This window comes from Atlanticothrix silvestris CENA357 (genome assembly GCF_016056295.1).
In the GTDB taxonomy this organism is placed as follows: Bacteria; Cyanobacteriota; Cyanobacteriia; order Cyanobacteriales; family Nostocaceae; genus Atlanticothrix; species Atlanticothrix silvestris.
The window spans coordinates 116,570-136,527 of record NZ_JAECZB010000067.1; the positions used below are offsets into that span (position 1 = coordinate 116,570).

19 protein-coding genes and 4 pseudogenes are annotated in these 19,958 nt (G+C 39.9%); 14 read left to right on the forward strand and 9 right to left on the reverse strand.

Annotation, left to right across the window (positions count from 1 at the left end):
• Positions 1–40 precede the first annotated feature (40 nt).
• From I8751_RS18085 to I8751_RS18130, 10 genes are all read left to right on the forward strand, one after another.
• The gene (locus tag I8751_RS18085; protein WP_225894228.1) at positions 41–787 is read left to right on the forward strand and encodes an iron-siderophore ABC transporter substrate-binding protein; all 747 of its coding nucleotides are present in this window, start codon (positions 41–43) and stop codon (positions 785–787) included.
• A 10-nt stretch (positions 788–797) separates the two neighbouring features.
• Positions 798–2,123 (forward strand): MFS transporter, encoded by a 1,326-nt coding sequence (locus tag I8751_RS18090; RefSeq protein WP_214440508.1) that lies wholly within the window; start codon positions 798–800, stop codon positions 2,121–2,123.
• A 42-nt stretch (positions 2,124–2,165) separates the two neighbouring features.
• Entirely contained in the window at positions 2,166–3,155 is a 990-nt protein-coding gene (locus I8751_RS18095) for a sucrase ferredoxin (protein ID WP_214440509.1), read from the forward strand.
• Positions 3,156–3,990: 835 nt separating this feature from the next.
• Positions 3,991–4,188, forward strand: coding sequence for a DUF2811 domain-containing protein (locus tag I8751_RS18100; RefSeq protein WP_214440510.1), 198 nt, complete (start codon positions 3,991–3,993; stop codon positions 4,186–4,188).
• A gap of 113 nt (positions 4,189–4,301) precedes the next feature.
• Entirely contained in the window at positions 4,302–4,937 is a 636-nt protein-coding gene (locus I8751_RS18105; protein WP_214440511.1) for a DNA-3-methyladenine glycosylase family protein, read from the forward strand.
• 39 nt (positions 4,938–4,976) lie between these two features.
• Entirely contained in the window at positions 4,977–6,461 is a 1,485-nt protein-coding gene (gene glpK / locus I8751_RS18110) for a glycerol kinase GlpK (protein ID WP_214440512.1), read from the forward strand.
• A gap of 363 nt (positions 6,462–6,824) precedes the next feature.
• Complete coding sequence (locus I8751_RS18115) at positions 6,825–7,214, forward strand: pentapeptide repeat-containing protein (RefSeq protein ID WP_214440513.1); 390 nt, start codon at positions 6,825–6,827, stop codon at positions 7,212–7,214.
• A 390-nt stretch (positions 7,215–7,604) separates the two neighbouring features.
• On the forward strand, positions 7,605–8,399 hold the full coding sequence (locus I8751_RS18120; protein WP_214440514.1) for a carbonic anhydrase: 795 nt from the start codon (positions 7,605–7,607) through the stop codon (positions 8,397–8,399).
• Positions 8,400–8,546: 147 nt separating this feature from the next.
• Positions 8,547–9,233 carry a hypothetical protein gene (locus tag I8751_RS18125; RefSeq protein ID WP_214440515.1) on the forward strand — a complete coding sequence of 229 codons (687 nt, stop codon included), beginning with the start codon at positions 8,547–8,549 and terminating at the stop codon, positions 9,231–9,233.
• A gap of 45 nt (positions 9,234–9,278) precedes the next feature.
• Positions 9,279–9,674: a hypothetical protein gene (locus I8751_RS18130; protein WP_214440516.1), complete on the forward strand. Its 396-nt coding sequence runs from the start codon at positions 9,279–9,281 to the stop codon at positions 9,672–9,674.
• A gap of 693 nt (positions 9,675–10,367) precedes the next feature.
• Here I8751_RS18130 and I8751_RS18135 read toward each other — a convergent pair.
• The 7 genes and pseudogenes from I8751_RS18135 to I8751_RS18165 form a co-directional block, all read right to left on the reverse strand.
• Positions 10,368–10,718 (reverse strand): annotated as a pseudogene (locus I8751_RS18135) (IS4 family transposase); the annotation flags it as partial.
• 382 nt (positions 10,719–11,100) lie between these two features.
• Positions 11,101–11,268 (reverse strand): annotated as a pseudogene (locus I8751_RS30610) (IS4 family transposase); the annotation flags it as partial.
• 187 nt (positions 11,269–11,455) lie between these two features.
• Positions 11,456–11,587: pseudogene (locus I8751_RS18145) on the reverse strand (transposase DNA-binding-containing protein); the annotation flags it as partial.
• 8 nt (positions 11,588–11,595) lie between these two features.
• Positions 11,596–12,675 carry an AI-2E family transporter gene (locus I8751_RS18150; RefSeq protein ID WP_214440518.1) on the reverse strand — a complete coding sequence of 360 codons (1,080 nt, stop codon included), beginning with the start codon at positions 12,673–12,675 and terminating at the stop codon, positions 11,596–11,598.
• A 1,193-nt stretch (positions 12,676–13,868) separates the two neighbouring features.
• On the reverse strand, positions 13,869–14,096 hold the full coding sequence (locus I8751_RS18155) for a hypothetical protein (protein WP_214440519.1): 228 nt from the start codon (positions 14,094–14,096) through the stop codon (positions 13,869–13,871).
• A gap of 27 nt (positions 14,097–14,123) precedes the next feature.
• Complete coding sequence (locus tag I8751_RS18160; RefSeq protein ID WP_214440520.1) at positions 14,124–14,459, reverse strand: hypothetical protein; 336 nt, start codon at positions 14,457–14,459, stop codon at positions 14,124–14,126.
• A 26-nt stretch (positions 14,460–14,485) separates the two neighbouring features.
• The gene (locus tag I8751_RS18165; RefSeq protein ID WP_214440521.1) at positions 14,486–14,740 is read right to left on the reverse strand and encodes a hypothetical protein; all 255 of its coding nucleotides are present in this window, start codon (positions 14,738–14,740) and stop codon (positions 14,486–14,488) included.
• Between the two features lie 54 nt (positions 14,741–14,794).
• Between I8751_RS18165 and I8751_RS18170 the strand changes: the two are divergent.
• The 4 genes and pseudogenes from I8751_RS18170 to I8751_RS18185 all read left to right on the forward strand — a co-directional run.
• Positions 14,795–15,717: pseudogene (locus tag I8751_RS18170) on the forward strand (IS630 family transposase); the annotation flags it as partial.
• 215 nt (positions 15,718–15,932) lie between these two features.
• The gene (locus I8751_RS18175) at positions 15,933–16,181 is read left to right on the forward strand and encodes a hypothetical protein (RefSeq protein ID WP_214440522.1); all 249 of its coding nucleotides are present in this window, start codon (positions 15,933–15,935) and stop codon (positions 16,179–16,181) included.
• A gap of 187 nt (positions 16,182–16,368) precedes the next feature.
• Positions 16,369–17,652, forward strand: coding sequence for an LbetaH domain-containing protein (locus I8751_RS18180; RefSeq protein WP_214440523.1), 1,284 nt, complete (start codon positions 16,369–16,371; stop codon positions 17,650–17,652).
• Between the two features lie 116 nt (positions 17,653–17,768).
• Positions 17,769–18,344 carry a hypothetical protein gene (locus tag I8751_RS18185; RefSeq protein WP_190409074.1) on the forward strand — a complete coding sequence of 192 codons (576 nt, stop codon included), beginning with the start codon at positions 17,769–17,771 and terminating at the stop codon, positions 18,342–18,344.
• Between the two features lie 399 nt (positions 18,345–18,743).
• Here I8751_RS18185 and I8751_RS18190 read toward each other — a convergent pair whose 3' ends face one another.
• Positions 18,744–19,430, reverse strand: a complete 687-nt coding sequence (locus tag I8751_RS18190; RefSeq protein WP_214440524.1) for a hypothetical protein — start codon at positions 19,428–19,430, stop codon at positions 18,744–18,746.
• Positions 19,402–19,958: IS630 family transposase (locus tag I8751_RS18195; protein ID WP_214440525.1), on the reverse strand; the 557-nt coding region annotated here is incomplete at its 5' end. The genes I8751_RS18190 and I8751_RS18195, both read right to left, overlap by 29 nt.

The following is a 19,958-nucleotide window of genomic DNA, read 5'->3' on the forward strand; positions in this document are numbered from 1 at the left end:
CACTTTACATGACTCAACTATTCTCGATCCTGTGTTGGCTTTGGGTATTAAACCAATCGGTATAGCTACTTATCCTCCTGAACAGGGTGTTTTATTTCGTGGTATTGATGAATACCAAGTGAAGAACATTCCCCAAGTTGGGAGTGCATTTCAGCCTTCTTTGGAGAAAATACTCATGCTCAAACCTGACTTAATTCTGGGACGTGAAAACCACAAAAATATTTACACCCAACTTAGCGATTTTGCTCCTACAGTATTGGTGGATTGGGGTAATTTTGTTTCTTTCCAGGATAATTTTCGTTACATTGCTCAGGTATTAGGTGAGGAAGAAAAAGCCAAGTTAATACTAAATAAATACCAAAAAAGAATTCAAGAATTGCAGCACCGGATGGGTAAACGTTTACAAAAAATAAAAGTATCAGTAATTGGGTTGTCTGGACAAAATATCAAATCGTTGAATCGTGATGCTATCTTTAACCAAGTTCTTGATGATATAGGCGTAAATCGCATACCAATTCAGAAAAATCAAAAGGAACGTTATTTGGTATTGAGTTTAGAGCATTTAAATAAATATGATGCAGATGTTTTATTTATAATTAATGAATCTCGTAAACAACTATCTGATTATTTGAAAAACCCTATCTGGTCACACATGAAAGCAGTACAAAATAAACAAGTATATGAAGTAGATCCAGGAAATTGGTTTTCAGGCGGCCCTTTAGGAGTCAACAAAATTCTTGATGATTTATTCAAATATTTAGTGGACTCAACAAAAGCCAGCACATAGTAGCAGGAAAATGGAACAAAATCAACCAAAGAGTCTCAATACTTTTTTGATTATTTGGGCGGGTCAGATAGCTTCTATTCTTGGCTCAGAAATGACAAGTTTTGCTATTACTATTTGGGCATGGCAAGCGAGAGGTCAAGCAACACCCATATCTTTAATTTTGCTGTTTCATCAAATACCAAGAGTTATCGCTTCTTCCTTTGCTGGAGTAGTGGTTGATCGTTGTAACCGCAAACAGCTGATGATGCTAGGAGATACGGTAGCGGGAGTTTCTAGCATTGTGATCTTCGGCTTGTTTTTGATGAATCGCTTAGAAATTTGGCATCTCTATATTACAGCCGCAATCAATGGATTGTTTGGCTACTTCCAAGGGTTAGCTTATTCCGCTTCAATGTCGATGATTGTCCCCAAGCGGCATTATACTAGGGCGGCGGCGATGAGTGACCATATAACTCAATTCGGTTCGACGATTTTGGCTCCTGCTCTGGCCGGAACTCTCTATTACACGATTGGCTTAGGGGGTATACTAGCGATTGACTTGTGTACCTTTTTAATTGCGATCGCTACTATTTGGAGCGTGCATATTCCGCAACCTGAGCGTAGCCAACAAAATCGAAAAAATGAAACTTTATGGCAAGAACTGACCTTTGGTTTTCGATACATTATCAAGCGTTCTAGCCTTTTAGCTATTTTACTCTTTTTGCTGGTTCTCTACTTAGTTGATACTGTTTTGTATGGCATTCACTCACCCCTGATTTTAGCCCGTAGTAACAATGATGCTACTGTTTACGCCAGTGTGCAAGCTGCGATCGGTGTTGGTGGAGTAGTTGGAGCATTGTTACTCAGTGTTTGGGGTGGTTTTAAGCGTCGTATCCACGGTTTTTTGTTAGGTACTATCTTCAGCTACGCTAGCATGGTGGTGTTTGGTTTGGGGAATTCACTATTAGTTTGGATGATTGCTGGCTTTTTTGCGGCTTTCTTTTGGCCTTTTATCAGTAGTTCCAGTCAAGCAATTTGGTTATCTAAAGTAGAGCCGGAGGTGCAAGGACGTGTTTTCGCATCTCGTTACCTAATCTCTCAAATCGCTTCACCAGTTGGGTTGGCAATTTCCGGCCCTTTGGCTGATTATATATTTTCGCCTGCAATGCAACCGGACGGTAGTTTGGCATCTATTTTAGGAAGGTTTTTCGGTACAGTCACCGGAGCCGGAATGGCAGTTCAATACACTTTATTTGCCTTTTTTGGTGTCTTGATTGGTTTAGCTGGTTATACATTCCGTAAACTGCGGGATGTGGAAATTATTGTGCCTGATTATGGAGTGGAGACTGGAAAATAGAGGCAGGGAAAAAAACTCATAACTACTAAAATTTAGGTGAATATGTTAATCAATGAAACTCTTAGCGATTGCCGTTTCTGCTCAGTCATTTCTCAGAATAATGGTGAAGATCCTATTGGTTCAGCAGGCACACCTGAATACTACCTCATTATTGAAGCAGCACCTCCTTGGCCTGTGGAAATGTGGCTAAAACCTCAGCCAATGTCACAGCAAGTTCTCGATGCCTTAAGCTATGTTTGGGCGCAGGGAATTAAAATTCGACAACTAGCGATCGCACCAGATCGGCAGTATTCTATTCCTGGCTATAAACATGTATTTCACTATCGCCGACCAGCAGGCTTATTTGCTGAGTATGAAAAACAAGAATTTATCGTACCTGATAGTGAGATTGGTGCTTTAGCACTTGCTTTAACCAAAGAACCAGAAAAGTTGTCAGATTTTGCAAATTATCGGCAAGACAGTCATAATATTCGAGAATTGTTAGTCTGCACACATGGTAATCTTGATGTTGCCTGTAGCAGATTTGGTTATCCCATTTATCAAAAATTGCGTTCTGAGTATGCTACAAACACTGATAGCAACTTGCGTGTTTGGCGATGCAGTCATATTGGTGGACATCAGTTTGCACCTACCCTAATTGATTTACCAATAGGACACTATTGGGGTCATTTGCGGCCAGAAATTTTAAATTTATTAGTTCGGCGGAATGGTTCTGTCAAAGAACTTTATCCCTACTATCGGGGTTGGGGTGGTTTAGATAAGTTTGCACAAATTGTGGAACGAGAAATATGGATGCAGGAAGGATGGAGTTGGCTAGAGTATCAAAAATCGGGCCAAGTCCTGGCTTATGATCAAGTTAATCAAGAATGGGCAGATGTTCGGATTGATTTCACTACACAGGATGGTAGTATTCAAGGCATTTATGAAGCTAAAGTCGAAGTAAGTGGTTATGTGATGACCGCTTTTTCATCGGGAGAAAATGAACCTTTGGAAAAAATTAAACAGTACTGCGTCAGCCATCTGTGGAGATGATGTAATGATTGTGCCGAGTTTATACTTACTACTTTGACACATGGCAGCCCTTGGTCAAAAGAAACAGGGGTCAGGGGCCTATGGTGTACACACATCTCTACAAATGAGAAGGAATAACTCTTGAAACTCTTTACTCTGCGTTCTCTGTCTTGAAAAGTTTCCTACGGAGGAGCCAGTGCGGTCTGTTTGCTTGACCTACAACGTGCCGAGCGTTTGTGCTTAGGCATCACTTTTGTTGCAGTATTTAGTCTTTTTTGTAATTCTTATCATTAGCTGAACTTTTCCTGGCAGATTCCACAGATTTTCCACAGATATTTCATCTGTTTTCCACAGGTATTCTACAAGCCAATAGGGCTTTGTTGATTTATTGGGGATTTTGTCATGCTAGTTCCCAGAAGTGTGAGATACCGAGTTTAGATTAAGTAATGTAATAAAAATCTAGCTGTAAGCCTTATCCTGTCGTAAATATTTATTTTTTCTATAGTTATGTTTAACAGTTTGCAACATTGACAAACCTACCCCCTTTGAGCGCACAATAATTTGATAACCTTTCGTAATCTGTTCAGACAGTAACATCAATTGTATAAAATTACCCAAGTGTTAATGCAAAGTAACAGATAGACAAAAGAAGGTGTAACAGGTTGTTTGAAAAGTGGTTGGCTGTGACTTTAGACACTTATTGATTTCCTAGCCTCCCTTAAAAAGGAACTTAGGGGAATCTAAAATGTTTTTATACCGGGCAGAGGACTTTTAAAACATCCTCCAAGACAGTCAAAAGCTTATTCACAACAATTTCCTTGTCCTTATTGATTCGCTTTATAGAACCTTTCATATAATGAACGCAACAATTAATATCTTCACAGAAATTCCCTCACCCCTCCATGACTGTCTCAAAGACTACTTAGAACAGCATCCTGATTGGGATGAGAAGCGAGTCTTGACAGCGGCAGTCTCACTTTTTTTACTACAAAATGCTGATGGCGATCGCCGTGTTGCCCAAGTTTATCTAGAAACTCTATTTCATCACAACTAATCAAAATAATTAGGGACTGGTCAGTCCGTGTACATTGGGATTGTTTAAATTCAGAATGTGCTTGGCTAGATGGTACAGTTTAGAGCGATCAGGTACTTATTGTCTGATGAAGGATGGATTATTCAATTGCGATTCAAACTCTCAAACAATCAGATCCGATATTGGCAAAGGTGATAGAAATCGTAGGAGATTGTAAGCTTTACCAAGTACAACAAACAGGAGACTTGCTATTTTCGCTTTCTCGCTCAATTCTTTACCAACAGATATCGGGTAAAGCTGCGGCTGCAATTCACAGTAAATTTTTGCAACTTTATCCTCATAGTGCTTTGCCGACAGCTTTAGATATTCTCAACACTCCAGATGAAATATTGCGGGGAGCAGGTATTTCACGTCCTAAGGTTTTGTATCTCAAAGACCTTGCTCAGAAGATTTTAGATGGATTGCCTACTATAGATGAATTGCAGGCAATGGATGATGAATCTATCATCCAGACTTTAACTCCAATCAAAGGCATTGGGCGCTGGACAGTGCAGATGCTATTGATGTTTCGTTTACATCGCCTTGATGTTTTACCTGTGGATGACCTGGGTATCCGTGCAGGTATTCGCCGAGTTTACGGTCTAGCTGAATTGCCCAATAAAAAAAATATAGAAAATTTAGCTCAGATCTGGAAACCCTACCGCACGATTGCCTGTTGGTATCTTTGGCGAAGTGTAGAAATAGCAATCATTCCAAGTAATCACAGCTAGTGCTAGTACTTGATTACAAAGAAATTTAAGATATATCCTATGACTAAATATATTCTGGCATTCGACCAAGGCACGACTAGCTCGCGCTCTATTATATTTGACCGCAATGGTAATATTCTGACCATTGCTCAAAAAGAAATTACCCAAATTTTTCCGCAGCCTGGCTGGGTAGAGCATGATGCTGACGAAATCTGGTCTTCACAAATTGGTGTTGCTAATGAAGCCTTAGCTCGCATTGGGATCAAGGCTAGTGATATTGCTGCTATTGGTATTAGCAATCAACGAGAAACCACGATAGTCTGGGATCGAAAAACAGGCAAGCCGCTTCACAATGCGATCGTTTGGCAAGACCGCCGCACTGCTGCTGACTGCGATGAACTTAAAGCATCTGGATACGAGACAAAATTTCAGCAAAAAACAGGACTAGTGATTGATGCTTACTTTAGTGGTACTAAACTCAAGTGGTTGCTTGATCATGTACCTAATGCTCGTTCTCAAGCCGAGCGAGGAGAACTGGCATTTGGAACTGTCGATAGCTGGTTGATTTGGAAACTCACTCAGGGAGAACTCCACATCACCGATGTAACTAATGCTAGCAGGACGTTGTTGTTTAATATTCACACTCAGCAGTGGGACGATGAATTGCTGTCTATTCTCAATATTCCTCGTTCCCTTCTGCCCCAAGTGCAGAGTTCATCACAAGTTTATGGATATACAGCTGAAGGTCTTTTGGGCAACCGTGTTCCCATTGCTGGAATTGCCGGAGACCAGCAGGCTGCAACATTTGGGCAGGCATCGTTGCAATGTGGCATGGCAAAAAACACTTACGGCACAGGCTGTTTCATACTGCTGAATACAGGTAACAAACCCATGCTATCCAACCACAAATTGCTGACCACCATTGCCTGGCGCATCAATGGACGCACCGATTATGCTCTAGAAGGCAGTATATTTATTGCCGGGGCAGTTGTGCAATGGTTGCGTGATGGGCTTGGTATTATTAAACACAGTGCAGATGTGGAATCTCTAGCTTGCAGTGTTCCTAATAACGGTGGTGTGTATTTTGTGCCTGCGTTCGTCGGTTTAGGCGCACCTTATTGGGACAGCTATGCTCGCGGCACAATTGTAGGTTTAAGTCGTGGTTCAACCAGTGCCCATATTGCCCGTGCAGCGCTAGAAAGCATTGCCTATCAAACGGCTGATGTGATCGATGTTATGCGCCAGGATTCTCAGCTTGATCTTTCAGAACTACGGGTAGATGGTGGTGCCTCTTGCAATGATCTGCTGATGCAGTTCCAAGCAGATATTTTGGGTGTGCCTGTTGTCCGTCCTAAAATCACTGAAACTACTGCCTTGGGGGTAGCTTATTTAGCAGGTCTAGCCGTTGGTTATTGGGAAAGTGAAGCAGAAATTGTGCATCAATGGCAAGCTGAGAAATGGTTTGAGCCGATAATTAGCTATGACCATCGCTTAACACTACTAGATTCATGGCATCAGGCGATCGCCCAAACTCGACATAGGTAAATTATTGGATATGTTTGTTGGCTTCCAGCCTAAGTTTCTGGCGGTGCTTGGTGCGGTAGCACTGCGAGTAACACGCAAGTTTATGGGAATATGGGCGTTTCCGTCCCAATAGTCTAATCGCCTTTTGCCCCTATAGTTTCTTCCCAATCGCAGATTGATATCACATTAAAACTGCGACCATAGAGGGTAGTTTGGCAAGACTGCTTAAACAATATAAGCATAAATTTCACCCTTTGATTAACCCGGTGGTGTAATGGCAAAAGCTGATTAATTAAGCCAATCTATTTATAGATATTGTTAACCTAATTGAGTTAAAAGTTTTGACTAAGGTTAATAGTATCTAACCGTTTTGAGGGAAGTCAGATGAAACTGGAGATTTTAGCTACCGCAGTATTAGTAAGTACGATTTACTATGCCATGCCGGCCCAGGCTGCAAATCCTGTCCATGTTAGACAATTACTGAAAACGGGTAAATGTCCAGGGTGTGACTTGGCAGGAGCAAACTTGCGTTCGGCTCGTTTAGTTGGTGCAGATTTAAGAAATGCTAATTTAAAGGGAGCTAATTTAGAAGGTGCCGAGTTGATTAGTGCTAATCTAACTGGTGCAAACTTGAGTCAAGTATTCGCAAGAAATATTGATTTAAGCGCTACTAACTTAACAAATGCCAAGCTGACTGATGCCAAGCTTGATAATGCTAATTTGGAGGGTGCTGTATTAACTGGGGTTAATCTTAAGGAAGTTATAGTATACTGAGCTATCTAGTTATTAAAGATAAATTTTCCTTTTTTAAGGAGTTAAATTAGTAGTTATGCAGCGTTCTTAGAACAATAGAATTACCATCCGTGAGAGATTAGGGTAATTGCATTGATGTCTGCGATAGTGCAGTCATTAGTGACGAACTTATCTTGTATACTAGATTGCATCAGCAATACTCAATGGTATATAGTGTTTCTTAATCTACTGACATACAAATTTATCTGCGTCCATCCTCTTTTATGGGTGGTTAATTATTTATTGCTCTACATTACCAAGGGAAGAATCGCTATAAACCAAATATTGCTTTTGCAAATTTCTACTTTCTTAATTTTAGAACCAAATTTTTACAAAAAATTGAAAGCATTACTTATTCATTGAGGTACTCCTATGAAAAAATTGATTAAAGGTTTACGCGAATTCAAAAGTAGTTATTTTTCCACCCATGAAGAACTGTTTGAACAACTTTCTCATGGTCAAAAGCCTAGAGTATTATTTATTACTTGTTCCGATTCGCGTATTGATCCAAACCTGATTACACAAGCCGGATTAGGTGAGTTGTTTGTTATCCGCAATGCAGGCAATATTATTCCACCATTTGGTGCAACTAATGGCGGTGAAGGGGCAACAATTGAATATGCTGTTCAAGCATTAGATATTCAACAAATAATTGTCTGTGGTCACTCACATTGTGGTGCTATGAAAGGGTTAATGAAGTTAGACAGCCTGCGGATAGAAATGCCGCTTGTACATGACTGGCTCAAGTATGCAGAGGCAACCCGACGATTGGTGAAAGACAATTATAGCAACTACGAAGGCGAAGAACTCTTAGAAATAATTATTGCTGAGAATGTACTTACCCAAATTGAAAATTTACGGACTTATCCCGTGATTCGCTCTAAGCTCCACCAAGGGCAACTCAGTATTTATGCTTGGATTTATCAAATTGAGACAGGTGAAGTTTTGGCATACGATTCACAAAAGCACGCCTATGTCTTGCCTCAAAATCAGTCTCTCCCATCGGAAATAGATGAGACGTTACTTAGCCCACCTTTAGCCCAAACTCAAGAAGCAGCGTTTCAATCATCTCAGGAACTGCTTATTTCTGCACATAAAGGGTTTCCAATGACAGTGCTTTCTCCACAGCAAATGGATCGAATTTATCGAGGCTCGAAAACAAACTAAAAATGTAAAGTATGAAAAATTCCTTGTAGGGAGAACTCTGGTTTGACTAAAAGTAACAGACGCGAGAGCTAGTGGCTTAGGGATTCTAAGCAATATTACGCGATATGTTTAAAGGTAAATAGCTATCTTACAAGCGATCGCACAATAATGGACGACAGCAAGGCATTGTTTGACTACTGGCATGACCGAGTTCGGCTGAAAAACTATGAGTTGATTGCGGCTCCTGAACACGTCCCAACTCAGGATCTACGCCATGATTGTACCAACTATGATGATCTTTGGCGTAGCCCTGAAGTTCAACAACTGGATGAACCAGAGCGTAGCAGAGTTATTGCTATTATTAAGTACGAATGTACAGCCAAAGTTCTACAGAATCGGGCTGGTCGTCTGCGCGATCGCGCTAATGAGCTTGAAGCAGCTAGCTATGAACAAGATCAGCAAAAATCCAAGCTGCTGAGTCTCATTAAAGCATTACAAGAGAAATTATTTGGTAAAAATAAAGAAATTAAGAGATTAGAAGCACGAGTTTTCTCACTAGAAGCTGAAAATGAAGCCTTACGATCTGAAGCTGAGAATAATAAAGCTAAGACTGAACTGGTTACAGAACTAGAACAGCTTCAAAAGAAGTACAATGCAGTTGAGAAACGAAGACAGGAATTAGCTCAAAATAATAAAAGTTTGGGTGGAAGAGTTGCCCATACCAAACGATATAAGCAGCAAAGGGACGAAGCAATAGTTTTAATTGAACAGCAGAAACAGCAAATTGCTACGTTAGTTCAAGAGAGTCAGCGTCTTCGTGAAGAGAATGAAAGACTTTATCAAAAATTAAAATAAGTAGATCGATAAAATGCTCTAAATTGGGGATGCTCGACAGTAATTATGAAACTTCAAGAGCTAAAAGCTATAGCCTACGAGTTAGCTGGAGTAAACAATACCAAACAACTCAAGGCAAAAATTCAGGAGATTAAGACGTTAGATATGCGTCTTAAAACATCATTTAAAAAAACTATTGCTATTCTTCAAAAACTGCAAAGTGAGTTTGACGAGTGGTTGAAAAATCCACCTAAAGAATACAAAGATATTTTTTCTGAAATTACAGAAGCTTCTCAAAAATACGATCAAAAATCAGCAGAGATGAAAAACCTAGCGCAAGAGGTATTGTCAATAGCAAATGATCTCGAAGAACTAGCAAAGGAATGTCAAGACGAAGCAGATCAAATGAAGCAAGAAGTTGAAATAACTAGACGGATTTCAAAACAAGCTAGACTGAACTAGTTTTGGTATCAGAGGACAGCTAACAAGTTCCTGCACCAAAACGGAAGCATCAGTAGTCTGTTAATTGGCAAAGGTTATCTCCATCCGTTACATAAAGCAGATTAATATTTTATGCGATCGCCACTTTTGCACAACCCCAAAAGAAAACTACAATTTATATATTTAATAACACTCACTTGTTATATCAAGTAAGTGCTGTAGTTAACCTCTACATAAGCAATAATCACTATTTTTATGACTGTAAAACCTCAAACCGAAAAAGACTTTCTTACAGCAAGTACTAGTATACAGATAAATCAAGAAACAGAAAACCAAAAAATTCTATGTTCTCATTGTCAGCGCACTGCTACGAACGGTATTAAATGTAAAGGGATTTGTGTGGCCGACAATGACTATTAATATGACGTGAGTTCGACAGGCCTCTCCCTCACCTAAAAGGCGTACTCCTTTGGAGAAGCAAGCTACGCTACGCGTAGCGTCTCCGTCAGGAGAGGAGGAGCAACGAAAAAATCATTTCATTGCTTTACTCCCCTCTCCTGGTACTATCCATTAGTCACATCTTTCTTAACAAAGCTGAAAAGCTGATAATTGGTGGTTTTCACGGTTATGATGGATTAGTGAAGTTGACAAATAAACTAATATGTGAGGTGCATTAGGAATGTATTTATATGACCTACAGTTTCGTTAATTACTCTAATCCGTTTGGTGGGCTAATTTCCAGGTTGCGGCGATATCATGTAATCGTCGCAATCCTCTCCAAATTGTCTTAACTCCAGGCTCTCCGTCGCCTTTACGACCTAAAAAACCACCGAGCAGGGCAATCATGCGTATAGCTTCTCTCAAGCTTGGTGGCTGTTTGGGAGGAATGGGGTTTTTAGTAAAATTGACGCACAGAGATTGCCATTCAATCGCATCTAAAACAGTGTCACAACTCACATCGGGATTATGTCTTGCTTCGTAAGTTAGCCATAATAAACGCCATGCCACAATCGAATATGTTGCTAATGCCATATTGATTCTTTTTGCGGTTTCAAGTTGTAATTTGATATTAGTCCTTGTGTTTGATTTAATCCGTCTAACCAGCGCTGGCTTTCTTTTTCTACTGTTTGACGTTGACGGCGTTTTTTTGCTATTCCTAAGTCTTTGATATCTCGTGCCCAAACTTGTTGATTAATTAGGGGTTGCTGAAAAAGTCCTTTAGTGTGGGTAGGGAACAGGGAACAGGGAACAGGGAATAGGGAACAGTTTCACCCTTATTGTTTCCAGTTTTTTGAAGTCCAAAAAATTGTCAATGCAAGGTTTTTAAAGCTTCTACCTGTATTCTTTTGCACTTTTTTCTCCAAAAATAGCCTGGAAAGCTTACAACATAAGAGTTTTAAAGCTATTCAGCAGACCCTAATTATTCCTAGAGGAACTCACGCAATGTGCTTGCTGCAAATGTTGAATGTACTTTTAATCCGAAGCATTTTGTATTGTCTAGATACCCAATTCCACTTGTACCGGGATGACTGGTCAAATCTATATTTGTTGTGTCCTGAATCATCAGCACAATCTCGTGTTCTTTAATTCTTTCAACTGTACTTTTGATATGGGCATTGCGTATATAGGAATCTGCTTTGATTCCTGAAATCATTTGCGTAGTAAGGGAACAGGGAACAGGGAACAGGGAATAGGGAATAGGTAAGAAGAAATAAAGCCGAAAGTCTTCCGGGGAGATACTCCTGCCGGAGAACTTTTCAAGAAAGTGTACTGAGTTTTGTTCAGAAATCAAATATGAGTCCCATATCATCTGCTTCAAAATACGGCGAACTCCAAAAATCGTATGCTGCTGATGTTGCTGCTAAACTTCCGCAGGCTTGAGGTACGCTACTTGTTGGTTGTGCTGCTAAATCTTCTACTATGCGTACCAATCGAACTCACGTTAATATGATTTTTCCAGCATGATATTCTCTTCATCAGACTCTATATTCAATTTTCCTTCACGCCAACCATCTGCAACACTTTTAATAAAACTTGCTAAAGGTATAGCAACTAATAACCCTAATAATCCTCCTAACTTCACTCCAAGTAATAAAGAAATCACGACCCAAACAGGGTTTAAACCTGTTAAATTACCAAGAATACGGGGTGCTACAAAATTAGAATTAAATTGGTCAATAGCTACTGCTACAACTACTACTTCTACTCCTAACCAAAAATTATTTAATGCTACTAAAGAACTAACAATACTAATTCCTATACCTGTACCAAAAGGAAATAAAGCAAAAAAACCAATTACTAATCCAAAAAGTAAACCTAATGGTACTCTAAGCGCCAAAAAAGCTAATATAACACCTGATGCTAAGATAGTGGCTAATATGAATTGACCAATAAAGTAATTTTGAAAATCTTCACGTATTGACTGGCGGATATAAGTTCCAACACGGGAAGGAAACCACAAAAAAATCCCATCCCAGAGAGATTCTCCATTTAAAACTAAATAAAAAGTCAATACTACCGTTAGTAATACATTAACGATACTACCGATGGTGTCTAAAGCTAAACTTAGTATTTTACCTGTAAAATTTTGAATTTGGGTAGATATTCTATCTAGAATTTGCGGAACTAAACCACTTAAGTTAATCGGTAATTGTTCTGTAATCGCCCAGTTTTGAAAATTTTGTAATTGTTGTCTCCCGGAATCAATCCAAGCAGGCAATATGTTAGCTAATTCGTTAATCTGTTGTATAATTAATGGCACTAAAGTGATCCCAAAAGCTGCAATTATCACTACAGCTAACAATAAAACTATTGTGATAGCTATATTACGTTTTACTCCTTGTTTTTGGAATAATCTAATTGGATAATCCAAAATAAAAGCTAGTAGTAGGGCAGCAACTAAAATACTAACTAATGGTTGAAAATATTTGATGACTTGAAGCAATACCCAACCGTTAAGGATGACCAAGGGAAATGCCAAACTTAAGGTTAACCATCGCGGTAATTTGTTTACTGTTTGCATTGTGCTAACTCCACATATTTACTGTGGTTTTCTTTCGTGTATAACCCAACTGGTGGTAGTGAAAATTAAATAATATCCTTCAGTTGAGAAGTCATACCGAAAAACTGGAGAATTTAACGGCTTCATCCGTAAGATTAGCGATTTGTTTAACGCGCGATGATTATAACTCCCGGTTCGCTCGTTTTCTGGGCAGTTAGAAAAAAAGTGGAATAGAAGAATAAGGGTTAAGTGTATTTGTCCCAGATTGCGATCGCAGTTCACTCATGTTCACTACACTGAAGTTGACTCAAGTGTACCCAACCAAGATCTAAAAGCATTGCAGTACTCAACCTATATTAGCTCTAATCTCAACAACACTTTGATGTGAGAGAACTTTGATGTTCAAGATCAAGCACGATTGGCAACAGCAGTTTCAGAATTTGCCCACAACGCGTTTCAATATGCCAAAGGTGGAACGGTTGAATTTTTTCTTGAAGGAGAGCCTCAGACGTTTCTGATAAAGAACTTAGATGCAGCAAAGTTTTCAATGGTTAAATCTGTATCATATTTTTAGTGAAATGGTATAAGGGGTAAAGGAATTAAATTTAAAACTTTTCCCCAGATAGTATAAAGCCCGCGAAGTCTGCCACATGGAAGATTCCACGTGGCGAGCTTCGCGCGAAGCTCTTTGGGCAGAATCCTTTGTCCGGAAGACTTCGCCTATTTTTAAGCATGGGGCTCCCTTTCCCCTTTCCCTCTTCCTCTTTTCCCTTCTCCATGCCGACCTACTTATACCTCTGGTACAGGAATGGGGCTAGGCATCATGGGCAGCCGCAAGCTAATGGATTTCTTTGAGATGGAATCGTTGCCAGGACAGGGAAGAATGGCGGGAATAGCTCATTAATTTTATGTAACAATCTTATACTCAACATAGTTTTTATCAATATCAAAAGCTCTATTACTAAGCAGCAATTAGTAGTATACTGAGTTACTAGTTGATAGAAATTAATATTTCGTTAACCCAAAATTGATGGTTATAGGTCAGGCAAAACGAAAAGTTAAAGGTTTATTCCTTTATCTCTTCGGTTTACCCTGCCAAAAGAACTTGGCTAACTATGAGGTATCTAGGAATAATGTTGAAACGTCGCACAATACTAGCTGGTTTAACTGTGCTAGGCTTCACGCCCCTGGCTGTCTAATCAGTATTTAAGAGCTTAAAACTCAAGCAGAGACCGGAGTTCCTGATGTTGATTAACTAAACCTTGTATTGTGCTACTTGGATCATGATGAAGACGATGTTTTTGTTGACGGGGTGCTTCCGCCAAAGCCAATTTACGACGTTGGGTTTTATACTCAGTTAAAGGTACTTGCTGAATTTGTTCAAGTAACTGTTGTTCACTTTCGGCAAAAAAGAGAACTTGATATTGCCCAAAATCACGCAATTCGGCAGTTGATTTACGTCCACTAATTCATCGTTGGTGGCGACGCTTATGGCTAAATAAAGACTCGATTTTGAGATTATCTGGTGGCAAGCCAGGGATATCATAGCAGTGCAACAAATTAGTTCCGTATTTATACCACAGTTTTTGTAACTTTTTCTTCAAGGCAAACTGTGCCGGATTTTGTGGAGGGTCAGGCACAAACTGCTGTAATAGCTCTTCCATCTCCTGTTGAACTTGAAAACTTGTTAAAGGTAATTTCGGAGTTTGTGTAATGTCAGTCACATTATCTGTGCTAGGACTGGTGTGTTCAGGATAGTGCAAACATTCGGCAATTCGTTGCAACCATTGGTGCGCCTGTTCCAAGTCTGATGCTACCGAATGACTGTTACTTAAAGCCTGGTCAACCCAAACCGACAACAGAGATAAATAATCTGTGTCAATTGCGAATTGGTTTGTCCCTCTGGCTGTAAAGCATCAATTGCCCAAATCAAACCGCCATGTTCAATCGCTGTGGCAGCTAATTTATCCTGGGTATGTGCAATCGTTCCACCTAACAGTGCCAGAAATTGCCGATATAGCTTACCTACATTTCTCTCATTAATCTCCACACCACGACCTTTTAATGAGCGTTGAATTTCTACCAACTGTTGATGCTCTTGCTCATGTTGCCAACCAATAAATGCCAGTACATCTAAACCATAGAGATCATGCCAATATTAGGAGTTTCTAGTGGTTTCATCAGTACATGGAAAAAAGCCTTCTTTAAAAATGGAATTGATGGTCTCAAGCTAGGATATAAAGGCAGCAAAGTACTACTCAATGAGATGCAACGTGGGGAGGTAATCGAATGGTTGCAAACAAAGCAAATATGGACGTTGAATGAATTAGAGTACCACATTGCAGCCAAGTATGGAGTGACATTCGCCTCCAAATAAAGTTACTATGATTTGTTTAAAGCAGCGCGTATTAGATGGAAGAAAGCACAAGCCCATAATCCAAAACATGACCCAGATAAGGTCGCCTTAAAAAAAAAGCTATTTGTGAGCTATTGGCATCGAGACGGGCCGAAATAGAGTCGGGAGAACTGGTGGTATTCATGGTTGATGAATGTCATTTATTGTGGGGTGATATTTGTGGTTATGTTTGGGGAAAAACTAGTGAACGAGTCACGATTCCAGTATTGAATGAGCGGGAGAAGCAAACGTATTATGGGGCATTAGATTACAAAACCAAAGAATTCCTTATTTACACAGCTAAAAAAGGTGACTCGGAAAATACGATTCATTTTTTAGAATATCTACGCTCACAAAGACCTGAAGCCAACTTATTAATCATTTGGGACGGTGCAAGTTATCACCGTTCTCAGACCATCAAAGATTATTTAGAATCTTTAAATAGCCAACGGCTACCAGAAGACTGGTTAGTAACATGTGAAAGATTTGCTCCGAACGCACCACAACAAAACCCTGTAGAAGACATTTGGTTACAAGCCAAAAGATTGATTCGAGAATTTTCTTTTTTCTGTCATTCTTTCTCTGTCGTCAAGAGCTTATTTGAATTATCTGTACATTGTCAAATATTTGACTTTCCAAAGCTCCATGAATATGGTACTTTCTCATAAATCATTTAGAATTGCTATATAAGTTTTACTAATATTAAAATATCTAGCTTAAATTACTAAATAATATTAAGATAATATAAAAGTAAGCTGCTAATAGCTGCTTGTAACAATTGTACGTCATTAGCTCAGGTAAATTGAAAAGTTACCGCTTTTCCCTTACCTTTTCGGTTTACCCTGTCAAACAAACTTGGCAAACTATCAGGTATCAAATAATAATGTTAAAACGTCGCACATTACTAGCCAGTCTAGCTGCGCTTGGCTTTATTTTGGCTGTGAGTACACAGGTTTATGGTACAACGGCTACCGGGCCGAACGCTTGGGAGACTGTATACAATAATGCAGTTGCCCACGCAACGACGACAATTCCACAAAGCTCACTTCTTGGTATTATTACTGGTCTGATAGATGACTTGGTAACATTTCTCAACGTTTATAACTTGTTGAGCGGATTTTGGGCTGGTTAATTCTCTATCTTATAAGCAAGTAAGAAAGAGTTGAAAAGGGGAATTGTGGCAATATGATTTTTTGCTAATTCCTCAGATTGGCCTAGAATTTCGCTGACTATAGGCGACGCTGAATTGTATCTTTTCCTCGTTAACACAAATTATTCCGCAAATAAATACTCCATAGCTCGTGAGGAGCCTTCTTTTAATGTTCAAACCTCGCACAATTTTTAGTGCCTTTACTGCAATTATCCTTGCGTTTGTCCTAGTTATACAGGTAGATGCACAACCAGCCCTTGCAAGCCTTGCTTCGTGTAGTCCAACGGCAGTTAACCGACCTATATGTCCCAGTACAGCAGCCCCAGCATCAGCTAATTTTATTGACCCAGCTGCGATAATTACCAATCCCGCAAATATTACCTTGGGGGGAAAAGTCTACGTTGCACCATTTGCTCGGTTAAATGCTACTAATGGCCCCATCATTATCAGTGAAGGATCCAACGTCCAAGACCAAGTGAGCATTACACCTTCAGTAGTGGGGGCAACTATTGGTGAGCGAGTCATCCTGGCACACTTGGTCACTGTCAAAGGTACAGCCAAAATCGGTCTTACTGGCTCAACTGGGCCTTTTACTGACCCCGTGAGCGGTGTTCAGTTTAGCAACACTCAGCCAGAGACATTCATCGCCTTCAACGCTGAAGTAGACGGTGCAACTATAGAGTTCAACACCGTAGTCAATTTTCTCTCGCGGGTCGGCCCTGGTGTTACCTTACCCTCTGGTAAAGTTGTCCTCCCAGGTAAAAATGTTACTAGTAACATAGAAGCTACTAGTGGCAGTTTGGGGAAGGTGTCTAACCTGACACAAGCCGATGTTGCATTGATGCAGGGTGTAATTGCAGTTAATCAGTCATTGGCCCAAGGTTATACACAATTAGCCGTAGCCAATCCGTCAAATGTCACAGGGATAAATTTCAGTCCATCCACCCCTAATAACCCAACACCAAGTTTGCCAACCATAGGTGGGGTTACTACTCAAGATCCCAACTACCCTAACCGCATCATCGGCAATGTGATTCTGCAAGATTCTCTCGCAGCCTTAAACCAGAAATTAGGTAATAGAATTTCCATCCGTGCTGATGAGGGTCAACCTTTTAACATTGGGATACTTGCCGGTGTAGCAAACGATGTTGTCTTTCATGGTTTAGCGACAACTAATCTGACTATTGGTAATGGAAATGGTTATGGGCCTCGTGTTCTAGTTCATGGTGGTAGGCAGGTTGTCAATGGTGTTGATAGTGGCCCGGAAACTAGGCTAGGTGATGACGTAGGGTTAGCACCTGACGTTGTTATATTCCGTGCAGAAATTGGTAACAAATCAGCCGTGGGAAGAAAAAGCGGTGTCTTCAATTCCACACTACCTGCTAGAACGCATATCCGTTCAAGAACTATCTATGCCGATAACGGCAACCTTATTTCAAAGGTAGAGTGGTAATCATACCAATTCGCAATTTGTAATTTAATGAGGCTTAGATGTAGCAGGATTGTCTTTTGCTGCATCTGATGCCTAATTTTGAAGAATCGGGTTAAGCATTTAAGTTTTGCATGACTATGAATTTTAAAATCCTCCCCCTAGTGCCTTCACGATGCCTACGATTGGTTGTGCTACTCACTTTGATATTCGGACTGATGCTAGGTCTTGATGTCGGTTCATCTATAGCTGCACAACAGGTTGAGCAACCTGGATATATAGAATCTGTTAATTCCCAGTCGCCGCAAGTCGTACAACCTCCAGTTACCGGACTCGTTTCTACCTTGTCGGATGAGGTTAAGGAATCAACAACAAATTTGATTAACTGGTCAACCTACTGGAATCTTTGCTGGGAAGCTTATCCAGGGGCTAAAGAGTACGAACTGCAAAAGGTGCTGGTGGATGGTGAGTCTCCAGATTTACAACGTCAAAGCGATCGCTGTTTTCATCTCCAAGCTGCATCAAACGAAAACCTCAAATCACAAGGCTTACTCAACCGAGATTTAATCTTATTAGTACATAAAACTCAGCTTGCTTATCGAGTCCGAGCCGTTCTAGATGATAACCGCGTCAGTGAATGGTCTACAGTCATGGCAGTTGGTGCAACTACTGAACCTGAATCGAATGCTACTTCCATCAGTGTAAATCCTTCATAGTCAGGACTTAGGCACAGGTTTGGGAGTAAGGGTATAGGGGAAATGGTGTTCTAAATCCTTACACTTCTATAGGACTCATATTTGATTTCTGAACAAAACTCAGTACACTTTCTTGAAAAGTTCTCCGGCAGGAGTATCTCCCCGGCAGACTTTCCGCTTTATTTCTTCTTACCTATTCCCTATTCCCTGTTCCCTTACTACGCAAATGATTTCAGGAATCAAAGCAGATTCCTATATACTCCTATACCCTTGTCCAATCTTTTGATTTTTAGTTTTCATGAAGGCGTTGTTGCGTGAATAGGCAAAATGGTAAATTTTACTTATTGCCTATGTTCGCTCGCCACCTAGCTCAAAGATGAAGACGAAAGCCCAACCTTAGCTATCTAATTAGTATGAAAATTAGTATGAAAGAGCCTGAGACTCAAGCACAGAGAGAATTTCTTGATGTTGATGAACTAAGCTTTGTATTGCGCTAACTGGATCATGATGAAGGCGATGTTTTTGTTGACGGGGGGCTTCGGACAAAGCTAATCTACGACGTTGAGCTTTGTACTCAGTTACAGGTACTTGCTGAATTTGCTCAAGTAACTGTTTTTCGCTTTGAGCTAAAAATAGAACTTGATATTGTCCAAAATCACGTAATTCAGCAGTAGATTTGCGTCCGCTAATCCGTCGCTGGTGGCGACGTAAATGACTAAACATAGTCTCCATTTTGAGGTTATCTGGCGGTAAGCCAGGGATATCATAGCAATACAGTAAATTAGCCGCGTATTTGTGCCACAACCGTTGTAACTTGTTCTTGAGAGCAAACTGTGCCGGATGTTGCTCCTCTTCAGTGACAAACTGCTGTAATAAGTCTTCCATCTCGCGCTGAACTTGAAAACTAGTTAAGGGAGCTTTTTCAGTTTGTGTACCAGTATCATCACCTTTGTGGTCAGAGCCATTGCCATAGCGCAAGCATTCGGCAATTCGATGTAACCATTTGTGTGCGGTTTCTAAATCCGTTGCTAATGAACGACTACTACTTAAAGCTTGATCGATCCATACTGATACCAATTCACGAAAAATTTGATTCAAATAAAGCATCAAGAATAAAATCCCAACCTGTAATAGAAGCAACGATTGATGTGTTTAATTTTTCCAAACGCCTCCAGATAAATTGTCTTAACTCATCTAAAGTTCCAAAGCTTTCCCAAGCTAAATGCCTTTTAATTTCCTCCCATAATCGCTCAATTGGATTAACTTGGGGTGTGTGTGGAGGTTGAAATAATAAAATGATATTTTCTGGTATTTGAAGATGCTGGCTAAAATGAAAAGCTCCATTATCTAACTGAATAATATGGATATCTTGGGCATAAGTGGCAGAAAATTTTTCTAAGAAAACCTGAAAACAAGCTGCATTTAAATGAGAAAATTCCCAGATGAAATACTCACCCGTTAACGGTTTTACTAATCCATATAAATAAAAATTATCTCGTTTCCATTGCATGATACCGATAGGTTTAGTCCCAAAGTTGGTAATTAATCTACCCGCTTCAGTCTTTAACCCCACACGACTTTCATCCTCACACCAATATCTAATTTTTCTTTGTTTATCTATTGGTGGTATGACAT